This window comes from Litoreibacter halocynthiae (genome assembly GCF_004365635.1).
Taxonomy (GTDB): Bacteria; Pseudomonadota; Alphaproteobacteria; order Rhodobacterales; family Rhodobacteraceae; genus Litoreibacter; species Litoreibacter halocynthiae.
Window position 1 is genome coordinate 408,118 of the sequence record NZ_SOBH01000002.1, and the last position, 21,236, is coordinate 429,353.

Genomic DNA, 21,236 nt, shown 5'->3' on the forward strand with positions numbered 1-21,236 from the left:
GAATTTCCGTTCACAATCCAGCACGTATTGCGCACATGTGACAAGGATATGACGCGAAATCACTTGCGGTCAGTCCTCTGGAGGGCGAGCGTAGGGCAACCTAAAGGGCAGTCCTATGCGCCTCATGATTTCTTTCGCCGCCCTGTTTTTGTCGGTGGTGCTGTTGCAGCTTTCCTCTGGCGGGGTTGGCCCCCTCGACGCGTTGTCGGGGCTTACATTGGACTTCACCAAATCCGAAGTCGGCCTGCTCGGCTCGGCACATTTCCTTGGCTTTTTCATTGGCTGCTGGTGGGCGCCGCGCGCGATGGGCTCGGTCGGGCATTCCCGCGCATTCGCAGCATTCACGGCGACGGGCGCCATCGGATTGCTGGCGCATATGCTGATCATCGACCCCTACGCCTGGGCCTTGATGCGCGTTGCCTCCGGACTTTGCGTGGCAGGGTGCTACACGGTGATCGAGGCATGGCTTCAATCCAAAGTCACCAACGAGACGCGTGGCCGCGCCATGGGCACCTACCGGTCGGTCGATATGGGGGCGTCCCTGGTCGCGCAACTGATGATCGGCGTTCTGGAGCCCGCCTCCTACGTCTCCTACAACCTGCTGGCCTTGCTCTGCTGCGCCTCGATTATCCCCTTGACCCTGACCACCGCACGCCCGCCTGACACCCCCTCCGCGCCGCGGCTGCGTCCAATGCTGGCGATAACCCGCTCCCCTCTGGCTGCGGCCGGGGTCATTGTGGCGGGGCTGAACAGCGCCGCGTTCCGGATGGTCGGTCCCGTTTATGGCCAGGAGGTTGGTCTGCGGCCCGACCAGATCGGTATTTTTCTGGCCGCCTTCGTCGCGGGTGGCGCTCTGGCCCAAGTCCCATCCGGCTGGCTGGCGGACAAATACGACCGGCGATGGGTGCTCATCTGGCTCTCCATCGCGGCCATCATCTCCAGCGTTTTCACCGTGTTCTCGGCCACGGGCGGTACAACCATGGTTTTGCTGGGCGCTGCGGTCTTCGGGTTCACCACCTTCCCGATCTACTCCGTCGCCGCCGCCCACGCCCATGATTTCGCCTCCTCCGAAGAGCGGGTTGAGCTGTCGGCAGCCTTGATGTTCTGGTACGCGGTCGGCGCCATCGCCTCGCCTCTTGGCGCGTCAAAGCTGATGGAGGCATTCGGGCCCACCGCCCTGTTCATGCTGATGGCGGTCGGGCACGCTGTCCTTGTGGTCTTCGGTCTGACCCGAATGCGCGCCCGCTCCACACCAAAGAAGCGCACAACTTATGTCTACGCGCCACGCACCTCCTTCACCATCGGGCGGCTCCTGAGACGACACAGAGACCGCAAATAGGTCTTCATCTTGGCAAAAATATTCAAAATCCGTCACTGGCAGGACGCGCAGGCTTAGGCTAAACCAACCCGACACCGGCCAAGGACGACCAAATGAACCGTATCCTCATCACCTCTGCCATTCCGTATATCAACGGGATCAAGCATCTCGGAAATCTTGTGGGCTCGCAACTGCCTGCGGATCTCTTCGCCCGCTACAATCGCGCACGCGGGGCCGAGGTCATGTTCATTTGCGCAACCGACGAGCACGGCACTCCGGCCGAGCTGGCCGCCGCGAAAGCGGGCAAGCCGGTCGCCGAGTTCTGCGCTGAAATGTATGACGTCCAAGCCGACATCGCCAACCGCTTTGGTCTGTCTTTTGACCACTTTGGCCGCTCCTCCAGTCCCCAGAATCGAAAGCTGACCCAGCACTTTGCGGGACGCCTGAAAGCCGAAGGCTATATCGAGGAAGTGTCTGAGAAGCAGGTCTATTCCAACGCCGATGGCCGCTTTCTTCCAGACCGCTACATCGAAGGCACCTGCCCCAATTGCGGCTATGACAGCGCCCGTGGCGACCAGTGCGAAAACTGCACAAAGCAGTTGGACCCGACCGATCTGATCGAGCCGCGTTCTGCTATCTCGGGCTCCACCGATCTGGAAGTACGCGAGACCAAGCACCTGTATCTGCGCCAGTCCAAGCTGAAGGATCAGCTGGACGCTTGGATCAACTCCAAAACCGACTGGCCCGTGCTGACCACATCGATCGCCAAGAAATGGCTGCATGATGGCGACGGGCTACGGGACCGCGGGATCACCCGTGATCTGGAATGGGGCGTGCCGGTCAAGGATGGTGAAACCGACTGGCCCGGCATGGAAGGCAAGGTCTTCTATGTCTGGTTCGACGCTCCCATTGAATACATCGCGGCCACCAAGGAATGGGCCGATGCGCGTGGTCTAGACGACAGCGCATGGGAAAGCTGGTGGCGCACCGACAAGGGTGCCGACGACGTGCGCTACGTGCAATTCATGGGCAAGGACAACGTGCCATTCCATACGCTGAGTTTCCCTGCCACGATCATGGGCTCGGGCGAGCCGTGGAAGCTGGTCGACTACATCAAATCGTTCAACTACCTGAACTATGACGGCGGCCAGTTCTCGACCTCGAAGGGGCGCGGCGTGTTCATGGATCAGGCCCTGGACATCCTACCCGCCGATTACTGGCGCTGGTGGTTGCTGTCCCATGCACCGGAGACGTCAGACTCTGAATTTACATGGGAGAACTTCCAAGCGTCGGTCAACAAGGACCTTGCCGACGTGCTGGGCAACTTCGTGTCCCGCGTCACCAAGTTCTGCAACTCCAAGTTCGGGCCTGCGGTGCCGGAAGGCGGCGCATATGGCGCGCGTGAGGAGGCGCTGATCGCCGACCTCACCACCAAAATCCGCGCCTATGAGGGACACATGGCCGCGATGGATGTGCGCAAATCTTCGGCGGAGCTGCGATCAATCTGGGTGGCGGGCAACGAATACCTGCAAGAGGTCGCTCCATGGACGACCTTCAAGGAAAACCCCGACCAAGCCGCCGCGCAAATCCGCTTGGCATTGAACCTGATCCGCGTTTACGCGGTGCTGTCTGCGCCGTTTATACCAACGGCTTCGGCGCAAATGCTGTCGGGCATGAACACGCTGGATATGAGCTGGCCGGATGACGTGGAAGCTGCACTGGGTGCGCTGCCTGTGGGCCACGAATTTACCGTGCCGGAAGTCCTGTTTGCCAAGATCACCGACGATCAACGCGAAGAATGGGCGGAGAAGTTCTCAGGCGTGCGCGACTAAATCCAAGCGAGCGTCGCCATCGCCAGCACAAGGTAGCGCCCGAACTTTGCAACGGTGACCAGCACTAGAAACGGGCCGATTGGCTCGCGCAGGACACCTGCGACGACGGTCAGCGGATCGCCGACAATCGGCAACCAGCTTCCCAACAGCGACCAGCGGCCATAACGATGATACCACGCTTCCGCACGGGTCAGCTGGTCTTGCGACACCGGAAACCACCGCCGGTCCCGGAACCTCAGTAAAAAGCGTCCCAGAGCCCAGTTGATCACCGCCCCCAACACGTTGCCAGCTGTGGCGACCGCTAAAAGACCGGTGACAGGGTAGTCTCCCGTTGCCAGCAATCCGACCAGAACGGCCTCCGACTGCATGGGCAGGATCGTCGCCGCAATCAACGCCGACGCGAACAGCCCGAAATACGCGATCAACTGCCCCGCGCCCGTGACGCCATAACCGGGATGAGAATGCTCAAGATCACCAAGCGGCCCACATGGCATGCCGCCACGAAGCCCGGATTGGCCCCGAGAACGGCCCCCATCACGATCATCGTCTCCAACCCGCCCGGTGCAAACGCGACAAGAACGTGGGGCAAGGGCATGTCCAGAAACATCGACACTGGTACCGCGAACCCGATGGCCAGCACTGTGGTTAGAGCAGTAATCGCCACACCACCGCCCGCATAGCGGAACAGTGTCATCGGGCTGGTCCCGCTGAAGCGCGACCCGATGAGCGTTCCCATCAGCACGAGGCACGCCAAGGTGATTTTCGGCTCCAACACTCCGGGCGAGAGATCCGACAGGTGGCCGATTGATGACACCAGCATCGCACCGATCAGAAGCGGTGCCGGCACCCGTAGGCGCTCCAACACCCAACCGGTGATCAGCGACAACACGACCAATACGGCAATGTAGCCCACGCCCAGAATATCACCGCTTGGCGCCATGCCTTGGGACATATCCAACCCCATTAGCGCCGCCAACGCGGGAACGGTCAAAGTCAGCAGCAGCACCCGCACGGATTGTGCGACGGTGACGCGGGTCAGGTTAACACCATAGGTCTCGCCCAATGCGATGACAAAGCTCAGATGCCCCGGCGCGGATGCCAAAACGGCGCTGAGGCGGTCGAAACCAAACCCCTTCACCAGCAATACACGGCACAAGATCATGGCGATAACCAGCATGACGGCCAAGGCGACAAACGCCAAAGGCCAGCGCAACATCGCGGCGGCGGCCTCCGCGTTCACGCCCGCGCCAATGCCGATGCCAATAAACAGGAACGCGATGTCACGCAGCAGGGGCGCGATTCCGAGCCGCATTCCGAGCAGCGATAAAACCGAAACCAGAACTGCCGGACCCGTCAGCATATAAAGCGGCAGGTGAACCAGATATCCAAGCGCAGCCCCGGCGGCCCCGACCGCAAGGGAGACGAGCGAAAGCCCGAGGGCAGGCAAGGTTGGCGGCGTAAGCATACGAACTGGCTATCACCCCTCCTCGCGGATGTGGAGAGACTGAATGCACTCATGTTGTGCATTGTTGGTGGGGGAAAAAGGAGGGCTAATGCATGGTGTTAACAATAAACTTACCAGCAGAAGACTTGACGCAGAGAGTTTCTGCGGCACCATTCGGTGATGCGTTTTATTTTTCTTCTTCCGATCGTCTTCCCGCTGGCGTCTCTGGCTGATTGCCCACCGATGCCCGAGCGCAGCACCCGTCACACCGAATTGATGAATTTGGTCGCCACGGCCTCGAACGAGATGATCGCAAGGGGCTATACCAACGAGCTGTGGGGAATTTGGGCAACCGCCCCTGACGACACCGCGCAAGAAATTCTGGACCGCGGGATGACGCGGCGGGCCTCCTATGACTTCGCCGGCGCGATTGAAGACTTTGACAAGCTGATCGCCTACTGCCCCGATTATGCTGAAGGGTATAACCAACGGGCATTCGTGAATTTCATTCGTGAGGACTACAATGCCGCGTTGGTGGACCTGGATCGCGCTGTTGAATTAACACCTGATCACATCGGCGCAATCGTTGGACGTGCGCTGGCATTGATGCAGCTGGGGCAAGTGCGACGCGGGCAAATTGCGTTGCGAAAAGCGCTCCTGCTCAACCCGTGGTTGCCGGAACGCAATCGCATCATTCCCCTACCCCACAACAAAGAAAACGACATCGAAACCGACCTTTGATCTTTAAGCCCTTGCGGCACCCCGCTATGGTCTCGCGACCCCTCGTGCCCGCGTGGTGGAATGGTAGACACATGGGACTTAAAATCCCTGGACCTAACGGTCGTGCCGGTTCAAGTCCGGCCGCGGGTACCAAATCAAGCATACCTGTCGTTTTGCCGCTACTTCAACTGCACGCCGTCGGCTGGTTGTTCCTTGCGGGCCTTCGGTAGATGGTCTTCTACATCTTCCAAATAGACGCATACCTCTGGCGCATTGAATCGCAATTCGTCGGCCAACTCTTGGGTAAGTGGCACCATTCCTATCTGCGCCACCGGACCGCACAGCATGATGCGATTGAGGGCGTTGGGTGATAGATCGGGCAACAATCGCGTGGCATCGGCCAAAGTTTGACCCGGTAGCAATCGGACAATCTTCGCCGACCGGATTGCCTCGATAAGCATCAGAGTCTTCAACCCTGCGATCGTCACCATAATAATGTCGCCACGAATGATTTCAAAGTCTGACATTGAAGTTTTGTCCTTTGTAGAAGCCCGAGATCTTAGGGGCTTGAGCTAAACGCCCGCATGAAGTCTGCTTTTACGATGAAGGCCTCGGTCGTAGGTCGGTCATTATAGAGCATGACCTGAAAATACTCTACGCCCGCCTCAACCTGTTGGCCTGTGCTTTCGTCAATTGCATTGGACGGAATATCAGCCGCCTGAAACGGAACAAGTGTATCGGGCAATCCGGTAAACGCGTCGGTCCTAAGGAATACAGGGCTGTTTTCCGGCGAAGTGGTATACGGAATGTTGCCAGTGAAGGCCCAGCGCGCAATCGGTGCCGGTCCTTCCAAAGGGCGCCCACCATTTGTCGAATAGACCTCGTTCGGCATTTTTCCGTCTCGATCAATTCTTCCTGCAACGATATGGAAATCCGAATTCTCTATCGGGTCCTGTCGGTACACAACTGTTCCGTTCTTGTCGACATATTGCCCACCCCACGCGGATGCGGAAAGTGGCCATAGCACGAAAAGAATGTCACAAGCGCTATCTGGCGCGTCGGACGAGTAGTCATCCCCTCGATCGATGAGCGCTCCATCGGCACGTGCAAGTTGCTGCAACCCTCGGACAGTGAATTCGACCGAAACAGTTTTTCCGCTGTCGGTTTGGTAGGTGAATACCTGACCGATCTCCAAGTTGCCCCAAATGTTACGCAGTCGCGCCGAAAGGCCGGCGCAGTTGGTAATCTCGTAATCCGCACCAAATGGGTCATTGTAGCGCTGGAACGCCAGGCAAGGACATCCTTCGGTGCATTGTGTAACGGCAGGAGTACCCGATTGCGCAGGGACAACACGCGCTTCGGCAGTTCCACTTCCGCCTAGGTTACCCACCATTGTGCAGCTCTTGCTTAAGAGGTTGAAGTGGTAAGTTCGCAAGATGCTCCTGACAAGCCTGCCAAAGCAAATGCTCTTTATCCAAGGCCGGTGCAGGATTCTGCAAAACCATGCGAAGCCACGGAAAAAGCGGATCGTTTGTCACGCCATACCCGAAAGAGAGCCGCATGCAGACTAAAATGAAAACGGAACTTGGTGCGAACAGCCGAAGTTTGCGGCACAGATCAGCGGTTTCGTGCATCATTGACCAGATCACGTTACGCCCGACATAAGCGGTCATACTAGCGAAATGAGCGTCGACAAATGCAAGCGTTTGGGTGGCATCCACGGGCGCGTCTTGTGGGTCATTCAATGTCTGAAGTTGGCGCAGGAAACCCGATATGTGTTCACCCTCATGGCCACAGGTTTGCTCCACATACTCTAAAAAAGAATCGCGCAGTGCGTTAATCCTATAGGCTTGTCGCCCGTTCCGGCAGGGTGTGACGAGCGCCATTTTGGCCCAAGGCAACAACGGATCTTCGTCAAAATGCGAGCCCAAATGGAACATAATCTGGATATAGGCCTTGAGGGGCGACCGCTCGTCAATGGCGTAACGTTGGCCACTCCGTATCCCCAAATGTACCGCCTCACGTATGCTATCCACACCAAGATTTCTCTCTAGCATTGGATCAGCAGCCATCAGGTCGCCTACGAGTTCTTCTGAGAAATCGCGCAGGACTTGATTCTGAAGAGCGGAAACGCTGTTTCTTTTTAATGTGAGCATGTTGCAATGAACTTTAATATCAATTCGCAAGGTAGCATCAGCCATGGCCGCAATCCAGCAAAGATGCCTTTAGCTGGTACGAAACTCCCACAAAAAAACGCGCCCCAGTGGGACGCGTTTTAAAATCTCGCTTCGGGCCAGCTTTATGCAGCTTCGGCTTGGCTTCGGCGTTCGCTTTCTTCGCGAGACAGGGCGACGGAGGTCCGAACGCCATTTCCAACAAAAGCCATCAAACCGGACACAACACGTTCGTTGGGGTCGATACCAGCACAGCTCAGCACTTCGCGGCCATCGCGAGAGCGCGCCCAGCGGGCGATCTGCTCGGGGCCGTTTCCATATTTCTTGTCATCCGCAATCGCATCATCGAGTGCAGCGAGGACCACCGCGGCGAAGAGTTTCCGCGCACGTTGTCCTTGTTCAAAGTTGAAAGCGTTGCCATCAACGAAATCAGCAGCCATTTCGTTTCCTTTGTTTTTGCTCTTGTATCTTCGGGCGTGAAGACGGTTGTGACAGAAACTATCCGATTCGTCATTGCATTTCTGGAATACCACCTATGCATCTAACGCATGACTTGGCGTCACACCAAACCGTATTTAGCCTTCTTGCCACCCCATAACTCCCCAGATATAGGATTGTTCCAAATTCTATCAACCTTTTGCCAAGGAAATGACACAATGCCCAAGATTAACGGAAACGAAATCCGAGGTGGCAATGTATTGGAGCATAACGGCGGCCTCTGGGTCGCTGTGAAAGTGGACCATGTTAAGCCCGGTAAAGGCGGCGCTTTTGCTCAAGTAGAGATGAAAAACCTGCGCAACGGCTCGAAATTGAACGAGCGTTTTCGCAGCGCCGACAAGGTAGAGCGCGTCCGGCTGGAGCAAAAAGACCAGCAGTTTCTATATGAAACCGACGGCATGCTGACCTTCATGGACACCGAAACCTATGAGCAGATCGAACTGCCAGCTGACCTGCTGGGCGACCGCCGCCCCTTCCTGCAAGACGGTATGATTGCCGTGGTCGAATTCCACGAAGCCGAAGCGTTGAACGCGTCCCTGCCCCAGAAAGTCACCTGCAAGGTCGTCGAGACCGAACCTGTGATCAAAGGTCAGACCGCGTCCAAAAGCTTCAAGCCAGCCGTTCTGGACAACGGCGTGCGCATCATGGTGCCACCGTTTGTGGGCGTTGACGAAGATATTATCGTCGACACCGAGTCGATGGAATATTCCGAGCGCGCCTAAGCGTTTAGACGGCGATCCACCGATCCGGAAGAATATCCCGATTGGCCAGTTTGGGATCGTTGAACCAATGCGCAGGCCCGACCACACGTGCGTCCGGCCTGCGATCCAGCCAGCCACCCCACCACGAAAAGGTGGAGTTGGCGATCACATGATCCGAGCAGCACGACATAAGCCGCAAGTCCTCATAATGCTTGTCAGGGCCGTTATGGCCCACGGCAGTCATGTCGTAAGGCAATTTCAGGTTGTCACGCACCCAAACGGGATCGTCGGAGAAGACGAACACCTTCAGGTTGCGTCCCCCTTCCGACAGCCGCTCTAATGCCCGCAGATAATAGGCCTCGTCACACGTGGCATAAGTCGCGTTAGACTTCGGCGAGCCGAGATAATCCCCCCGACGCATGTGCAGCGAAACTGTATGGCCCGCGTTGGCGATGCGCTCGGCATAGTCGGCATTTTGGGTGTCTGGTGGCGTGATGATCCGCAACTCGTCACCAAGCTTGTCCATCACGTCTGCAAAATAGCGTTCGGACTGGAAGTACCCGTGCAGATAGGTGCCGTCGGGCGCGTTGGCGATGCGGTCCTGATAGCCCAGACCCTTCTCGCGCATGAATTTCGGATTCCGCCCGAACGCGCGCCATAGGGCGTAATTGACAGGTTTGTCTTTGGCTGGCGGAAGCTCGGACGGCTCTGCAATGCGGGCGTTTATGTTGAAATGGTCCAGCGCGAAGGCCCAATGCGAGCCCGGCGGAGCAAGGCGGGCGTCAAGTACAAGCTCAGTCCCCAGTCGCAGCGACACAGCCCGCGCGGCGGCGTATTGGAACAACTGGTTACCCAAGCCACCGAAAATTCTGCTGTAGATCATATCCCGCCCCTACTGCTGCAAGGCTTGCCCTGCCCGACCGCGTTTGTCATAGCTATGCGACCCAATAGCCCAATTGCGAACGGACCTGAAATGCGAATTTCCCTCAAGCACTGGCTTCGCCTGCGCCGCGACCCTTGGCGCAAGATTTTCTATGACGCCTACCGTCAATGGAAACGCGACAAGATGGAGGCCAAGCGTTACGTGTTCAAGGGCCTGAATGCCGACAGTGTTGTGTTCGACGTTGGCGGGTTCGAGGGGAACTGGGCACAGGATATCTATGATCGGTACGGATCAACCATCCATGTGTTCGAGCCGCATCCAACCTTTGCAGCCGCACTTGAAAAGCGGTTTGCGGAAAACCCAAAGATTGTGGTTCACGCCTTTGCATTGGGCAGTGAGGCGGGCCAATTGCACTTGTCAGATGACGGGGATGCGTCCTCGGCGGTGAACGATGTTGCGGGCTCTGTGTCCGGCGAAGTGCGCCCTGTGGCCGAGTTCATGAAAGAGTTTGAGCCGCCAATGATTGACCTGATGAAGATCAACATCGAAGGCGGAGAATACGATCTACTGCCAGCGCTTGCAGCGTCCGGCGATCTGGGTCGGTTCGGGATCGTTCAGGTCCAATTCCACCAGTTTCGCGAAAGCGACGGGGCTTTGCGTGACACTGTGCGTGCCGAATTGGCAAAAACGCACTCGGAGAAATGGTGTTATCCGTTTGTCTGGGAAGAATGGCACCGAACCTAATCGTAAGTGCACGGTCTTCCGCTTTGCACGGTGAGTGCCGCGCGTCGAAGATAATCGGCATAAAACCTCGCGCGTGCCGCATTTTCCGTTATGGCTGCCCTGCGCGCCGCGTAGTCTTCCACACTGACGCGCTGTAGGGCGTCGCGTATCTCAGCCTCGGACTGGCAGATCATCATGCCTGCGGGGTTGAAGAAGGTCTCGATATTCGGGCATCCCCAATAGATCGGAACTGTTTCGCACAGTGCGGCGTCGACCATCTTTTCGGTAAAATAATCCCGCTCGCGAATATTCTCGATGACCACCGAATACCGATACGGCGCCAAGCCATCTTGTTTACGCTCAAACGGCTTGTAGCCCCGCCCCATCACATCGACTTCAAGAGCGGCCTCGCGAACATGATCCACGATTTGATGACGTAGCTTGTGCCCTTCCAGATCGCGTTTGGCGGATGCGATCAGGGACGTCATTCGGGTTTTGTCGACCACGATGCTGTCAATATCGTCAATGAAGGTAAAGCCGAACACGTAGTGCAAAGCGTTTGGCGCGCCTGCCAGCAGGTCTTTGTTCTTCGTCAGAATGTGGTGGAACCGCCAACGCATCCGCCTTGCATTCTTTAGGTGGTGGCCGTGAACGACATCAGGCTCCACGATCATCACCGATACCTTTGCCCTGACACCCGGCCATGGCAGATAGAACATCGGCTTGCGCGGGAAGGTGATCAGGTGATCATCAGGTCCCAGATCAGAAACCGTGCCTTGGGACAGGCGATCAGGGCGACCAAGCGGCCAGACCAGATCATCCAAAGACATTTTCGCGATACCCAAGGTTGGCCAGCAGCCATAGGGCACCACCGCAACGGCTGAAACAGCGCCGGTCATTTGCGTCGCGTCACAAGTGGAAGGGTTGACTTGTATTTCGCCTCCGGATGCGGCGGATGGCCTTCCGTGGCCTGCCAGTAGGCCGCCCCGCCCCGCTTGAGCCATAGCGGCAGACACAGCAACAAGCCGATCAGGAAGCCGCCTGCATGCGCCCAGTAGGCGACGCCCACTCCGTCACCGCCCAAGTTCACCACGCCATTGAAAAGCTGCAAGGCAAACCAGACCCCAAGCATGACCCATGCCGGCACCGGAAAGATTTTGAAGAAGATCACAAATATCAGAATGATATCGACCCGAGCCCGTGGAAACAGCAGCAAATAGCCACCCATCACCCCTGCAATCGCACCCGACGCTCCGACGACAGGAACCTGACTACTTGGGTCCGCTAACAACTGCCCGATATCTGCGCCGATACCAGCCGCAAGGTAGAACAAGGCAAATCCGACATGCCCCATTTGGTCTTCCAGATTGTCGCCAAAAATCCAAAGAAACAGCATGTTACCAGCAAGATGCATCAATCCGCCATGCAGGAACATCGAAGTCAGCAAAGTATGCGTTTTTGCGCCTGAACTCACTTCAAACGGCTGCATACCCCACGTCTGGAAGAATGCGCCCAAGACGGGTTCATCGTTAAACAACGGCCAATAGCTGGCAAAGATCACGACGTTTAGCGCGATCAGCGCATAGGTCACATATGGCGTGCGTTCCGACGGGTTGTGGTCACGGATTGGAAACATGACGCGACGCTGACGGATTGAACGAGGAGGGTCAAGCGCCCACCTCGGCCAACAATGCCGCATTGCCACCAGACGCGGTGGTGTCGATGCAAACATGCCGTTCAGCCAGCGTGTCGCATGGGCGCGGCACCTCTGTGATCAGCTGCAAAATCGGACCATCGCGGCTTGCCAATACCTGTCTTACATCGCGCGCAGTCTCGGTATCTCCCCACCACAAGGCACCTGCAATATCGCCAGCGGAGGCCACATCTTTGACTTCCCCGTGCAAGCCGATCCCGCCAGCTGTCGCGATTGCCTTGAGTTGTGCCGCATGATCCGGCCCCAAACATAGGAACGGGGCCCGTGGTGCCATAGACAGGCGGTTGGTCTCGCCGGTTGGCCCTGGCATATCTAGGGTGTCTGGCAGTGCTGGTGCGCCGTTGCTTCGGGTGAATTTGGTCAGGTAAAGCGGGCCTCCGGCCTTGGGGCCTGTTCCGGACAACCCTTCACCGCCAAACGGCTGGGAGCCTACAACCGCGCCAATCTGGTTGCGGTTTACGTAGACATTGCCCGCGTGAACACGGTCGACCACAGATTGCACACGGTCATCGATGCGTGAGTGAAGGCCGAACGTGAGCCCGTAGCCTGTGGCATTGATCTGGTCGATTACATCATCAAGTTGATGCGCCTTGAACGTCGCCACATGAAGAACAGGGCCGAAAATCTCCTCTTTCATCTGCGCGATGCCGTCCACCCGCAGCATCGTCGGGGCGATGAAAGTGCCGTTAGACGGCGTTTCTAATTCGTGAAGCACCCGCCCCTCTGCGCGCGCAGCCTCGATATATCCGGCAATCTTGTCACGGGCAGCTGCGTCAATGATGGGGCCGACATCGGTGCTGACATCCCACGGATCGCCCACCTGCAGCGCGTCCATTGCCCCGCGCACCATCTCTATCAGACCCTCGGCCACGTCCTCTTGAACATAAACGCAGCGAAGCGCCGAACAGCGCTGACCCGCCGACTGGAAAGCCGACGCAACGATGTCGCGCGTGACCTGCTCTGGTAGTGCTGTGCTGTCCACGATCATCGCGTTCAGACCGCCAGTTTCCGCGATTAGCGGAGCGGCGGCATTTCCATGTTGCGCAAGGCTTTGGTGAATGCGCATCGCAGTCGCTGTCGATCCGGTAAAGCAAACGCCATCCACCAGTTGCTGCGATGTTAGTGCCGCCCCGACGTCACCCCCGCCCGGTAGCAATTGAAGCGCCTCTTGCGGCACGCCCGCCTCGTGAAGGAGCGATGTCGCCAAATGGGCGATGAGCGGAGTTTGCTCGGCGGGTTTGGCCAGCACAGCGTTGCCCGCGGCCAACGCGGCGGCGATTTGGCCAGTGAAGATTGCCAGCGGGAAGTTCCATGGCGAGATGCACACAAAGCGGCCGCGTGCCTCGCCCGTCAGCTTGCCAGCCTCGCCTGCATAGTATCGCAGGAAATCGACGGCTTCGCGCACCTCGCCGATGCAATCGGGCATTGTCTTTCCAGCTTCGCGGGCCAGGAGCGCGAAGATCTGGCCGATATTGGCTTCATACAGGTCGGCGGCTTTCAGCAGCACCGCGGCGCGATCGGTTGCGGGCGCGCTCCATGGTTGCGCGACTTTCACCGCTGCGGCGGCGTCCTCGGCGGAGGCGAGGTTCACGGTGCCGACCTGATCTTCCGGCGTTGCGGGGCCGTGAATGTTGCGTTGGTCTGTCCCTGCTTTGGTCGACACGACCAATGGTGCAGCCTTGCTCTGGCCCTCACGGAATTTGTTGCGGGCGGTGTTGATTTCACCCATGTCGCGAGGATCGGACCAGTCCCAACCTTGCGAGTTCTTCCGTCCCGGAAAGATGTCGCAGGGCAAGGTCACAGCCGGGAATGTCAGCCCTTGAATTTCCTCGAACGGATCAGAGGCCACCACAGAGGCCGGAACATCCTCGTCAACGATCTGGTTCACGAACGAACTGTTCGCACCGTTTTCCAACAACCTGCGTACCAGATAGGCCAGCAAATCACGGTGTGCGCCCACTGGAGCGTAAATCCGGCAGCGGGTCTTTTCGCGACGCAGGACAATGTCGTGCAAACGCTCGCCCATCCCGTGGAGGCGCTGGAATTCGAAGGCGTTTTTGTCACTTGCCATAACCAGAATCGCGGCAACGGTGTGCGCGTTATGTGTGGCGAATTGCGGATAAATGCGATCCGTCAAACCCAGCAGCTTGCGTGCGTTAGCGATGTAGGACACATCCGTCGCCTGCTTGTGGGTGAAAACGGGAAAACCGTTAAGGCCCATGACCTGCGCGCGCTTGATCTCCGTATCCCAATACGCGCCTTTAACGAGGCGCACCATAATGCGCCGGTCAAGACGGGTCGCCAGCGCATATAGCCAGTCGATCACAAAGCTCGCACGCGGGCCGTAGGCTTGCACAACAACGCCGAAACCGTCCCAACCCTGCAAGGCTTCATCGGAAAGTGCCGCCTCGATCACGTCAAGCGACAGATCAAGGCGATCCGCCTCCTCCGCGTCAATGTTGAGGCCAACACCGCCCTTGGCTGCCAAACGGCAAAGCTGCGACAGACGTGGCACCAAAACCTGCATCACCCCATCTTTTTGTGGCGCTTCGTACCGTGGAAATAGCGCAGAGAGTTTTACCGATATGCCGGGGTTGGAACGGATATCACCATATGTTGCGGCTTTGGTGATCGCTTCGATGGCATTGTGATAGGCATCGAAATACCCCATTGCATCCGCGTCGGTCCGCGCGGCTTCGCCGAGCATGTCGTAAGAATAGGTATAGCCCTCGCCCTGACGGGTTTCTGCGCGGGTCATCGCCTTGGAAATGGTTTCCCCCAGTACAAACTGCCGACCCATTTCCTTCATTGCGCGCGCCACAGCAGTGCGGATCACCGGCTCGCCCAATCGCTTGACCATTCCGCGCACCTGCCCTGCGATCCCGCGCGTATCCTCTTCAAGCACCTTGCCTGTGAGCATCAACGCCCATGTCGAGGCATTTACCAAAGGCGAGGCGGAATGGCCCAAGTGACGCCCCCAATCAGACGGTGCGATCTTGTCTTCGATCAGGGCATCCATGGTGTCCGCATCTGGGACGCGCAACAGTGCTTCCGCGAGGCACATTAGTGCCACGCCTTCATCGGTGGAAAGCCCGTACTCAGCGAGGAAAACCTCCATCAACCCCGGTTTTTCGGAGCTGCGGATTTTCTCGACAAGCTGCGTGCCCGATGCCGCGATCCGGTCGCGATCAGCCTGCGACAGGTTCGCCGTGAGGACCAGTTGGTCCAATACGTCGCGTTCGTTTGGAAGCATATGCGCCCGCATTTCGCGGCGTAGATCAACGGCAGTTTCAAGGGTCATTGCGGAGTCCTCCCAACAGGCTATTTAACAAGCTTACGCGCCCTATTGCAAAAATGAACCCCGTCCTTCAGATTTAGAATAGATTCTGTCCCGTAGATTCGAGAAATTTCAGGCAAAATGACTGACGAATTAGACACCTACGACACCGCCATACTAAAAGCCGTATCCGCCAATGGCAGAATTACGGTCACAGATCTGGCAGAGCGTATAAATCTATCCAAATCGCCAACCCAAACGCGGCTGCGGCGGCTCGAGAAAGCCGGATATATCAGAGGCTATACCGCCCAGCTCAATCCGATCAAGCTCGGGCTAGCGCATATCGCTTTTGTCGAGGTCAAGCTCGACGACACCCGCGAGAAGGCATTGAAAGCGTTTAACGAAGCGGTCTTGTTGGTGCCCGAGATCGAGCAATGCCACATGATCGCGGGGAAGTTTGACTATCTATTGAAGGTCCGCACATCGGACATGCAGACCTATCGCCGCATTTTGGGCGAGCGCGTGAGCGCGTTGCCCCATGTCGCCCACACCTCCACCCATGTGGTCATGGAGGCGGTGAAGGAGGAGGCGATCTAAGGCGCGCTCTTTACTTCCCCGCCCTTTCGCGGCACCTCGGTCAGACGGCTGATCGGAGAGACCAAGTGACCAAGGCAATCATGATACAAGGCGCAGGCTCCAACGTCGGCAAGTCGATGGTTGTTGCGGGGCTGTGTCGCCTGTTCACAAAGCGCGGCCTCACGGTACGCCCCTTCAAGCCCCAGAACATGTCGAACAACGCGGCCGTGACATCGGATGGCGGCGAAATCGGGCGTGCGCAGGCGTTGCAGGCCTTGGCCTGCGGGGTTGCGCCGCACACGGATATGAACCCCGTCCTTCTGAAGCCAGAAAGCGATGTCGGGGCGCAGGTGATCGTTCACGGAAAGCGGTTCGCCACGTTGAAAGCACGCGACTACGCGAAAGCCAAACCCGAGTTATTGGCAAAGACCTTAGAGAGTTTTCATCGCCTTGCGGAAAGCGTCGATCTGATCATCATCGAAGGGGCGGGCAGCCCTGCCGAGATCAATCTGCGCAAAGGCGACATTGCGAATATGGGCTTCGCGGAGGCCGCAAATGTCCCCGTAATCCTGGTCGGTGACATCGACCGTGGTGGCGTCATTGCGCAGATCGTCGGGACGCATTGCGTATTGCCGGAAAGTGACCGGTGCCGGATTAAAGCCTTCATGATCAATAAATTTCGGGGCGACGTCACCCTGTTTGATGAAGGTATGAGTGAGATCACGGATCGCACCGATTGGGCACCGCTTGGGGTGTTGCCGTGGTTTTCAGACGCGTGGCGACTTCCTGCAGAGGATGTGATGGACGTCACCTCTACGGCGCGGGCCGGTGATGTGTTGAAGATCGCAGTTCCCAAGCTGTCTCGCATCGCGAATTTTGACGACCTCGACCCGTTGGCAATGGAACCCGGAGTGTCGGTCGAAATTATCGAACCGGGTCGCCCCCTCCCCGCAGATGCGGATTTGGTTCTTATTCCCGGGTCAAAGTCGACCATCGGCGATCTGGCCTTCCTTCGTGCTCAGGGATGGGACATCGACATCCTTGCCCATGTGCGACGAGGTGGGCATGTGCTTGGCATCTGCGGCGGGTATCAAATGCTGGGACACACGGTGTCCGATCCGGACGGCATCGAGGGTGCAAATGGGTCTGTTCCGGGCTTGGGATTGCTGGATGTCGAAACCACCATGGCCCCACTAAAAAGACTGGCTGACGTGCAGGGTGTTCACTTAGCCTCTGGTGCGGCAATCACCGGATATGAGATACATATTGGGTCGACAACTGGTACTGACACCGACCGGCCATGGCTTCAGATCGAAGGAGCATCAGCTGGCGCGTCCTCCCAAGACGGCAAAGTCCAAGGATGCTACATCCACGGCTTGTTTACTTCAGATGCGTTCCGGCGCAGCTATCTGGAAAAACTGGGTGGCACCTCTCAGGTCAACGACTATGGCGCATCCGTCGAGACTGCATTGGATGCGCTTTCCGACCATCTGGAAGCACATCTGGATATAGCAAAACTGTTCGAACTGGCGGAAGAGGTCGAACCCACCTAGGCGCTATTCGAACTCGCGGGTCATCACGGCGCGATGAATTTCGCGGCGCACCAGCTTGCGGACGTTGCGCGTGATCCGCTCGCCCAGTTCTCCGGTCAGTTCCTGACGCACGATATCTGCCACAAGGTCGCGCAGAGCATCTTCGTCAACTACACTCTCGTCGAAATCCGCTAAGTCCACGTCTTCGTTGGTCTCGTCGTTGTCCATGTTGCCATCAACAACCGAAGCCGCGGCTGCGGAAACAAATTCGACCTCGTCAGCGAATACAGTTTCCTCAGTTTCTTCTGCATCTTCAACATTATGACCGTCATCCGCGTTCTCGTCATGCCCGCCGTCATCGTGGTCGACCGTTTCGTCATCAGCTTCAGTAATCTCTGAGATTTCATCCGCCTGCGCTTCGGCCTCGTCGTCTTCATCGGCAGGCATCTCAGCCGCTTCAGGCTCATCATCGACCCAGTCTTCCACCGGATCGGCTTGCTCGACGTCCTCACCCTCAGGCGTTCCATCTACGAGTTCCGGCTCCCAAGCCTCTTCCGCATCGGACAACTCGCCAGTCGCGGGTTCCGATTTAGTACCTTTACCGTGACGGATAAAATCTATGACCGGAGCAGCTTCTGGCTGCATGTCATCCTCGTAATAATCATCATCGGCCAAAGACCATTTGCCTTGATCCGTAGATGCAGCGGAAGCGTCATCCTCGGCCTCAACCGCTGACTCTTCGGACAGCGTGTGACGGAAGTTTGACATTGTTGCGTGGCTGAACTCTGGCACCGAATCCTGTTCGGTGGATTTCACGCGCAGGGCGGAGGTCAGAATCAAAGCATCCGAGGCCTTCGGCTGTTCTTCTGCCGTCTCGGCCAGACCTTCGCTCGAAGCTTCGAGTGCTTTTGTTTCTTGGCGATCTTCGCTTTTTGTGTCCGACACGAGCCTTCTGATGGATGACAGCACATCTTCCACGTCTACGTTGGTCACCGGATCAGACATATACTCAGCCTCTACACTTTTGATGCAAGATACCTGCCGCGTGTCGGCCTGACAACCGATCGTTAGACTCTTCAGTTCTTTTGGTAGCGGTTCAAAATACGATCCAGCTTCTTGCCCGCCTTTGAGCTGGGCACCGGAGCGTTCTTGACTGCGTTGTAATACTCTGACGGATCATAACGCTGGACATTGAGTTTCAGGTTGTCAGCGGTGAGCAAACCCATGGCCGCCAACAGCCCGTAAGCCGCTGAGTAAACTTGCGTTTCCGAGACAACCCGTGTTGTGCGCGCGTCTGACAACACCTGCTCCGCATCCAAGACGTCGAGTGTCGTACGCGCCCCCAGCTTGGCCTCTTCACGCACCCCGTCAAACGCAATTTGAGCGGCACGAATCTGGCGATCTGACGATGTTACTTGAGCGTTGGCGACCGCGAGGCGCGACCACGCATTCGCAACATTTTGTTCCAGCACAATTGCGGTTTGGTTCAGCGCCGCCTTGGACCCGTGAACCGCCGCCAGTGATTTGCGCACCAGCGCCGAAAGCTGCCCGCCTTGATAAATCGGGACGTTCATTTCCAAGCCAATGCTGGACGAATTGTTGGTAACCGAAGAATGCGACAGAGCGCTATTGAACGTGATCCGTGGCCGTGTGCCTGCTTTCGCTGCTGCGTAATTCAGCTCATTGGCCTTGATCTGATGCTGCACTTGATCAATCAGCGGGCTGACCCGTTTGGCCGTCGCCTTCGCCGCGTTTGCGGATGCTGGCAGTTTCGGCAAACGTGAAATGCCTTTCAAGCCGACGGGCGCGCGGCCAACTGCAACTTTGTAAAGCTCGCGGGTAATCTGCAAGTTCCCCTGTGCCTCGACCAACGAGCCACGCGCTTGTGCAAGTCGCGCTTCCGCTTGGGCCACATCCGTGCGGGTCACTTCGCCAACTTCAAACCGATCACGCGCGGCACGCAGCTCTTGCGTGATCAGGCGAAGATTGCTGTCACGCAATTGCGCAACACGTTGATCCCGCAGCACTTGAACATAAGCGTTTACCGCGTCCAAAAGCACCGCTTGCTCCTGCTGGACCAGTTCTGCACGCACCGCCAAGACGGTTTCCTTGGCAGACTCGACAGCCAACTGGGTTCGTCCGGCATCCCACAACAACAACTCCAAAGTCAGCGCAACAGTCGACGACAGGTTGTCGCGCGCAGGAGATGGATCGCTTAGCGTGATGGTAGATCGCGCATTGATGCTGGGAAGCAGCGCGGACAGGGCAATGGCAACATCTTCATCCTCGGCACGCAAAATCGCGCGGCTTTGCTCCAGGAGGTTGGAGTTGTCATAGGCAGCCGTCAAAGCACTTGCGAGCGTTTCAGCCGACAGCTGAACCGGAGCAAAACTCATCACGACACCAACCAGCGCACTATTCAGAAAACGGTATTTCATGCGAACTTACCTCTATACCGAAGCCCTCTAACAAGGCTCTTGGGCAGTGATCTTGTGCCACAAAAGTGACGACTAAAGCGCGAAGACAGCCTCGGACTCAAAGCCGGGCAGGATTGGTGCCGTCGCGTTGAATGCAAGACTCCAACTCACCTTGCCGTTGACCTTGCGGCCTAATCGCGCTTCGCCAAGGACGCCAACCGCGAATATCGCAAGGATACGACCCCCTTCTTTCAATTGCTCCAGCACTTCGGCAGGCACGACTGACACGGCACCCTCGATGCAAATCACATCATAGGGGCCATGTTTGGCAGCTCCTTTGGCCAGCGCGTTCGTAAGCACCACAGCGTTGTCCACGCCTTCCTCGGAAAGCGCCGATTCAGCGTCACGGGCCAAATCCTCGATTTCTTCAACCGCAACGACCGCATCCGCCATATGCGCCAGAATGGCAGACGAGTATCCAAGCCCGCACCCTATATCTAGCACAACATCGTCGGGTTGAATATCCAGCGCATCCAGCATCTTTGCAAATGTACGCGGATCCAGAAGGACACGCCCGCCGCCAAGATCAATGTCCCCGCCAGCATAGGCCACATTGCGTTTGCTTTCAGGGACAAACGCCTCTCGGCGCACGCGCAACATAGCGTCAATAATGGGAAATTTGGTGACGTCAGAGGGGCGCACTTGCGAGTCGACCATCATCGTCCGGCTTTTGGTATTGTCGAGCATACTAAACTCATTAGTCTAGTTTCAGTTAAAGCTGGTTTGACACAGATCGGCGGATGCGGCAACGCCGAAGTAAACCCAGCAGAAGATCGTTTGCGAAATTTGACTGCAATTCTACGATAAATCGACAGCTTTCGCACCCCTAGCTGCGACTCTTTACGTTTGCATATTGTATTGGCGCAAAAGGATAACGGACTTTTGTGTAGCCTATTGCACGCCCCATAAGCTTGGTCTAGAGAACCGGAACACCATCGAGGCGAGTTGGCGGAGTGGTTACGCAGCGGATTGCAAATCCGTGTACAGGAGTTCGATTCTCCTACTCGCCTCCAGATTTTTCAGCATAAAACTCCGTTCCAGATCCTCAGGTCCAGTTCGGCACGTCCCCACCCGGAAGCATCTGGCGCGCGATCATGGGTTGGCGATAGTCGAGCGAATTTGCATCGCAAAAACCTGAGACCCAAGCGTCATCCATCAGCAAAAAATCCAGAACCGAGCCCAGGAATGCCGGATCAGATGCCTGCGCACGCACGGTATCAAGTGTCGATCCGGTGGCCCCCAAGAACACCCCTATCAGGTCGTCTGATGCCGCGATCCAGCCCAGTGCCGATAGCGCCAGTTCTTCGGCTTTCTGAGGGGTCATAGGTGCTCTCCAACATAGTAAATATTTCTTAACTCTTGGCAGA

General features: G+C 57.2%; 21 protein-coding genes and 2 tRNA genes. 9 read left to right on the plus strand and 14 right to left on the minus strand.

Translation table 11 applies throughout. The features are described 5' to 3' along the window. The first annotated feature begins 115 nt into the window (after positions 1–115). Together BDE40_RS09245 and metG are read left to right on the plus strand one after the other, a co-directional pair. Complete coding sequence (locus BDE40_RS09245; RefSeq protein WP_134014290.1) at positions 116–1,339, plus strand: MFS transporter; 1,224 nt, start codon at positions 116–118, stop codon at positions 1,337–1,339. A 92-nt stretch (positions 1,340–1,431) separates the two neighbouring features. Continuing rightward, positions 1,432–3,150 (plus strand): methionine--tRNA ligase, encoded by a 1,719-nt coding sequence (metG, locus tag BDE40_RS09250; RefSeq protein WP_134014291.1) that lies wholly within the window; start codon positions 1,432–1,434, stop codon positions 3,148–3,150. Here metG and BDE40_RS09255 read toward each other — a convergent pair. Together BDE40_RS09255 and BDE40_RS09260 are read right to left on the minus strand one after the other, a co-directional pair. Then, on the minus strand, positions 3,147–3,575 hold the full coding sequence (locus tag BDE40_RS09255; protein WP_246030403.1) for a YqaA family protein: 429 nt from the start codon (positions 3,573–3,575) through the stop codon (positions 3,147–3,149). The two genes, metG and BDE40_RS09255, sit on opposite strands and share 4 nt — an antisense overlap. Then, positions 3,572–4,615, minus strand: a complete 1,044-nt coding sequence (locus tag BDE40_RS09260; RefSeq protein WP_134014293.1) for an AbrB family transcriptional regulator — start codon at positions 4,613–4,615, stop codon at positions 3,572–3,574. The genes BDE40_RS09255 and BDE40_RS09260 overlap by 4 nt, the downstream gene beginning before the upstream one ends. 159 nt (positions 4,616–4,774) lie before the next feature. Between BDE40_RS09260 and BDE40_RS09265 the strand changes: the two genes are divergently transcribed. Beyond that, positions 4,775–5,335 (plus strand): tetratricopeptide repeat protein, encoded by a 561-nt coding sequence (locus BDE40_RS09265; RefSeq protein WP_134014294.1) that lies wholly within the window; start codon positions 4,775–4,777, stop codon positions 5,333–5,335. A gap of 46 nt (positions 5,336–5,381) precedes the next feature. Continuing rightward, a tRNA-Leu gene (locus BDE40_RS09270) sits at positions 5,382–5,467 on the plus strand. A gap of 26 nt (positions 5,468–5,493) precedes the next feature. Here the strand turns inward: BDE40_RS09270 and BDE40_RS09275 are convergent. From BDE40_RS09275 to BDE40_RS09290, 4 genes are all read right to left on the minus strand, one after another. After that, complete coding sequence (locus tag BDE40_RS09275) at positions 5,494–5,841, minus strand: hypothetical protein (protein ID WP_134014295.1); 348 nt, start codon at positions 5,839–5,841, stop codon at positions 5,494–5,496. Positions 5,842–5,873: 32 nt separating this feature from the next. Next, on the minus strand, positions 5,874–6,707 hold the full coding sequence (locus tag BDE40_RS09280; RefSeq protein WP_134014296.1) for a hypothetical protein: 834 nt from the start codon (positions 6,705–6,707) through the stop codon (positions 5,874–5,876). After that, complete coding sequence (locus tag BDE40_RS09285) at positions 6,697–7,515, minus strand: hypothetical protein (protein WP_134014297.1); 819 nt, start codon at positions 7,513–7,515, stop codon at positions 6,697–6,699. Before BDE40_RS09285 ends, BDE40_RS09280 begins: the two co-directional genes overlap by 11 nt. A 98-nt stretch (positions 7,516–7,613) precedes the next feature. Next, the gene (locus BDE40_RS09290) at positions 7,614–7,928 is read right to left on the minus strand and encodes a DUF6280 family protein (RefSeq protein ID WP_021099617.1); all 315 of its coding nucleotides are present in this window, start codon (positions 7,926–7,928) and stop codon (positions 7,614–7,616) included. Between the two features lie 216 nt (positions 7,929–8,144). Between BDE40_RS09290 and efp the strand changes: the two genes are divergently transcribed. Then, positions 8,145–8,708 (plus strand): elongation factor P, encoded by a 564-nt coding sequence (gene efp / locus BDE40_RS09295; protein WP_073142780.1) that lies wholly within the window; start codon positions 8,145–8,147, stop codon positions 8,706–8,708. A gap of 4 nt (positions 8,709–8,712) precedes the next feature. Here efp and BDE40_RS09300 read toward each other — a convergent pair whose 3' ends face one another. Continuing rightward, positions 8,713–9,570 (minus strand): alpha-1,2-fucosyltransferase, encoded by an 858-nt coding sequence (locus BDE40_RS09300; RefSeq protein ID WP_134014298.1) that lies wholly within the window; start codon positions 9,568–9,570, stop codon positions 8,713–8,715. Positions 9,571–9,660: 90 nt separating this feature from the next. On the opposite strand from BDE40_RS09300, the gene BDE40_RS09305 reads away from it, so the two are divergent. After that, on the plus strand, positions 9,661–10,314 hold the full coding sequence (locus BDE40_RS09305) for an FkbM family methyltransferase (protein ID WP_134014299.1): 654 nt from the start codon (positions 9,661–9,663) through the stop codon (positions 10,312–10,314). On the opposite strand, the gene BDE40_RS09310 is transcribed toward BDE40_RS09305, so the two are convergent. The 3 genes from BDE40_RS09310 to putA are packed head-to-tail and all read right to left on the minus strand — an operon-like array spanning position 10,311 to position 15,308. Continuing rightward, on the minus strand, positions 10,311–11,192 hold the full coding sequence (locus tag BDE40_RS09310) for a glycosyltransferase family 10 domain-containing protein (RefSeq protein ID WP_134014300.1): 882 nt from the start codon (positions 11,190–11,192) through the stop codon (positions 10,311–10,313). The genes BDE40_RS09305 and BDE40_RS09310 overlap by 4 nt on opposite strands. Further along, positions 11,189–11,929, minus strand: coding sequence for a rhomboid family intramembrane serine protease (locus tag BDE40_RS09315; protein WP_134014301.1), 741 nt, complete (start codon positions 11,927–11,929; stop codon positions 11,189–11,191). The genes BDE40_RS09310 and BDE40_RS09315 overlap by 4 nt, the downstream gene beginning before the upstream one ends. Before the next feature lie 31 nt (positions 11,930–11,960). After that, positions 11,961–15,308, minus strand: a complete 3,348-nt coding sequence (gene putA, locus BDE40_RS09320) for a bifunctional proline dehydrogenase/L-glutamate gamma-semialdehyde dehydrogenase PutA (protein ID WP_134014302.1) — start codon at positions 15,306–15,308, stop codon at positions 11,961–11,963. Between the two features lie 117 nt (positions 15,309–15,425). Between putA and BDE40_RS09325 the strand changes: the two genes are divergently transcribed. Beyond that, a complete protein-coding gene (locus tag BDE40_RS09325; RefSeq protein ID WP_134014303.1) occupies positions 15,426–15,881 on the plus strand; it encodes an Lrp/AsnC family transcriptional regulator in 456 nt (151 codons plus the stop codon). A 65-nt stretch (positions 15,882–15,946) separates the two neighbouring features. Then, entirely contained in the window at positions 15,947–17,413 is a 1,467-nt protein-coding gene (locus BDE40_RS09330; RefSeq protein ID WP_134014304.1) for a cobyric acid synthase, read from the plus strand. 3 nt (positions 17,414–17,416) lie between these two features. On the opposite strand, the gene BDE40_RS09335 is transcribed toward BDE40_RS09330, so the two are convergent. The 3 genes from BDE40_RS09335 to BDE40_RS09345 form a co-directional block, all read right to left on the minus strand. After that, the gene (locus BDE40_RS09335) at positions 17,417–18,397 is read right to left on the minus strand and encodes a prolipoprotein diacylglyceryl transferase (protein ID WP_134014305.1); all 981 of its coding nucleotides are present in this window, start codon (positions 18,395–18,397) and stop codon (positions 17,417–17,419) included. Between the two features lie 71 nt (positions 18,398–18,468). Then, a complete protein-coding gene (locus BDE40_RS09340; RefSeq protein WP_246030404.1) occupies positions 18,469–19,830 on the minus strand; it encodes a TolC family outer membrane protein in 1,362 nt (453 codons plus the stop codon). A 72-nt stretch (positions 19,831–19,902) separates the two neighbouring features. Continuing rightward, positions 19,903–20,556, minus strand: coding sequence for a protein-L-isoaspartate O-methyltransferase family protein (locus BDE40_RS09345; protein ID WP_134014306.1), 654 nt, complete (start codon positions 20,554–20,556; stop codon positions 19,903–19,905). Between the two features lie 252 nt (positions 20,557–20,808). Here BDE40_RS09345 and BDE40_RS09350 point away from each other — a divergent pair. After that, positions 20,809–20,882: transfer RNA gene (locus tag BDE40_RS09350), tRNA-Cys, on the plus strand. A gap of 32 nt (positions 20,883–20,914) precedes the next feature. On the opposite strand, the gene BDE40_RS09355 is transcribed toward BDE40_RS09350, so the two are convergent. Further along, positions 20,915–21,193, minus strand: a complete 279-nt coding sequence (locus BDE40_RS09355; RefSeq protein WP_134014307.1) for a DUF3572 domain-containing protein — start codon at positions 21,191–21,193, stop codon at positions 20,915–20,917. Positions 21,194–21,236: the final 43 nt, after the last annotated feature.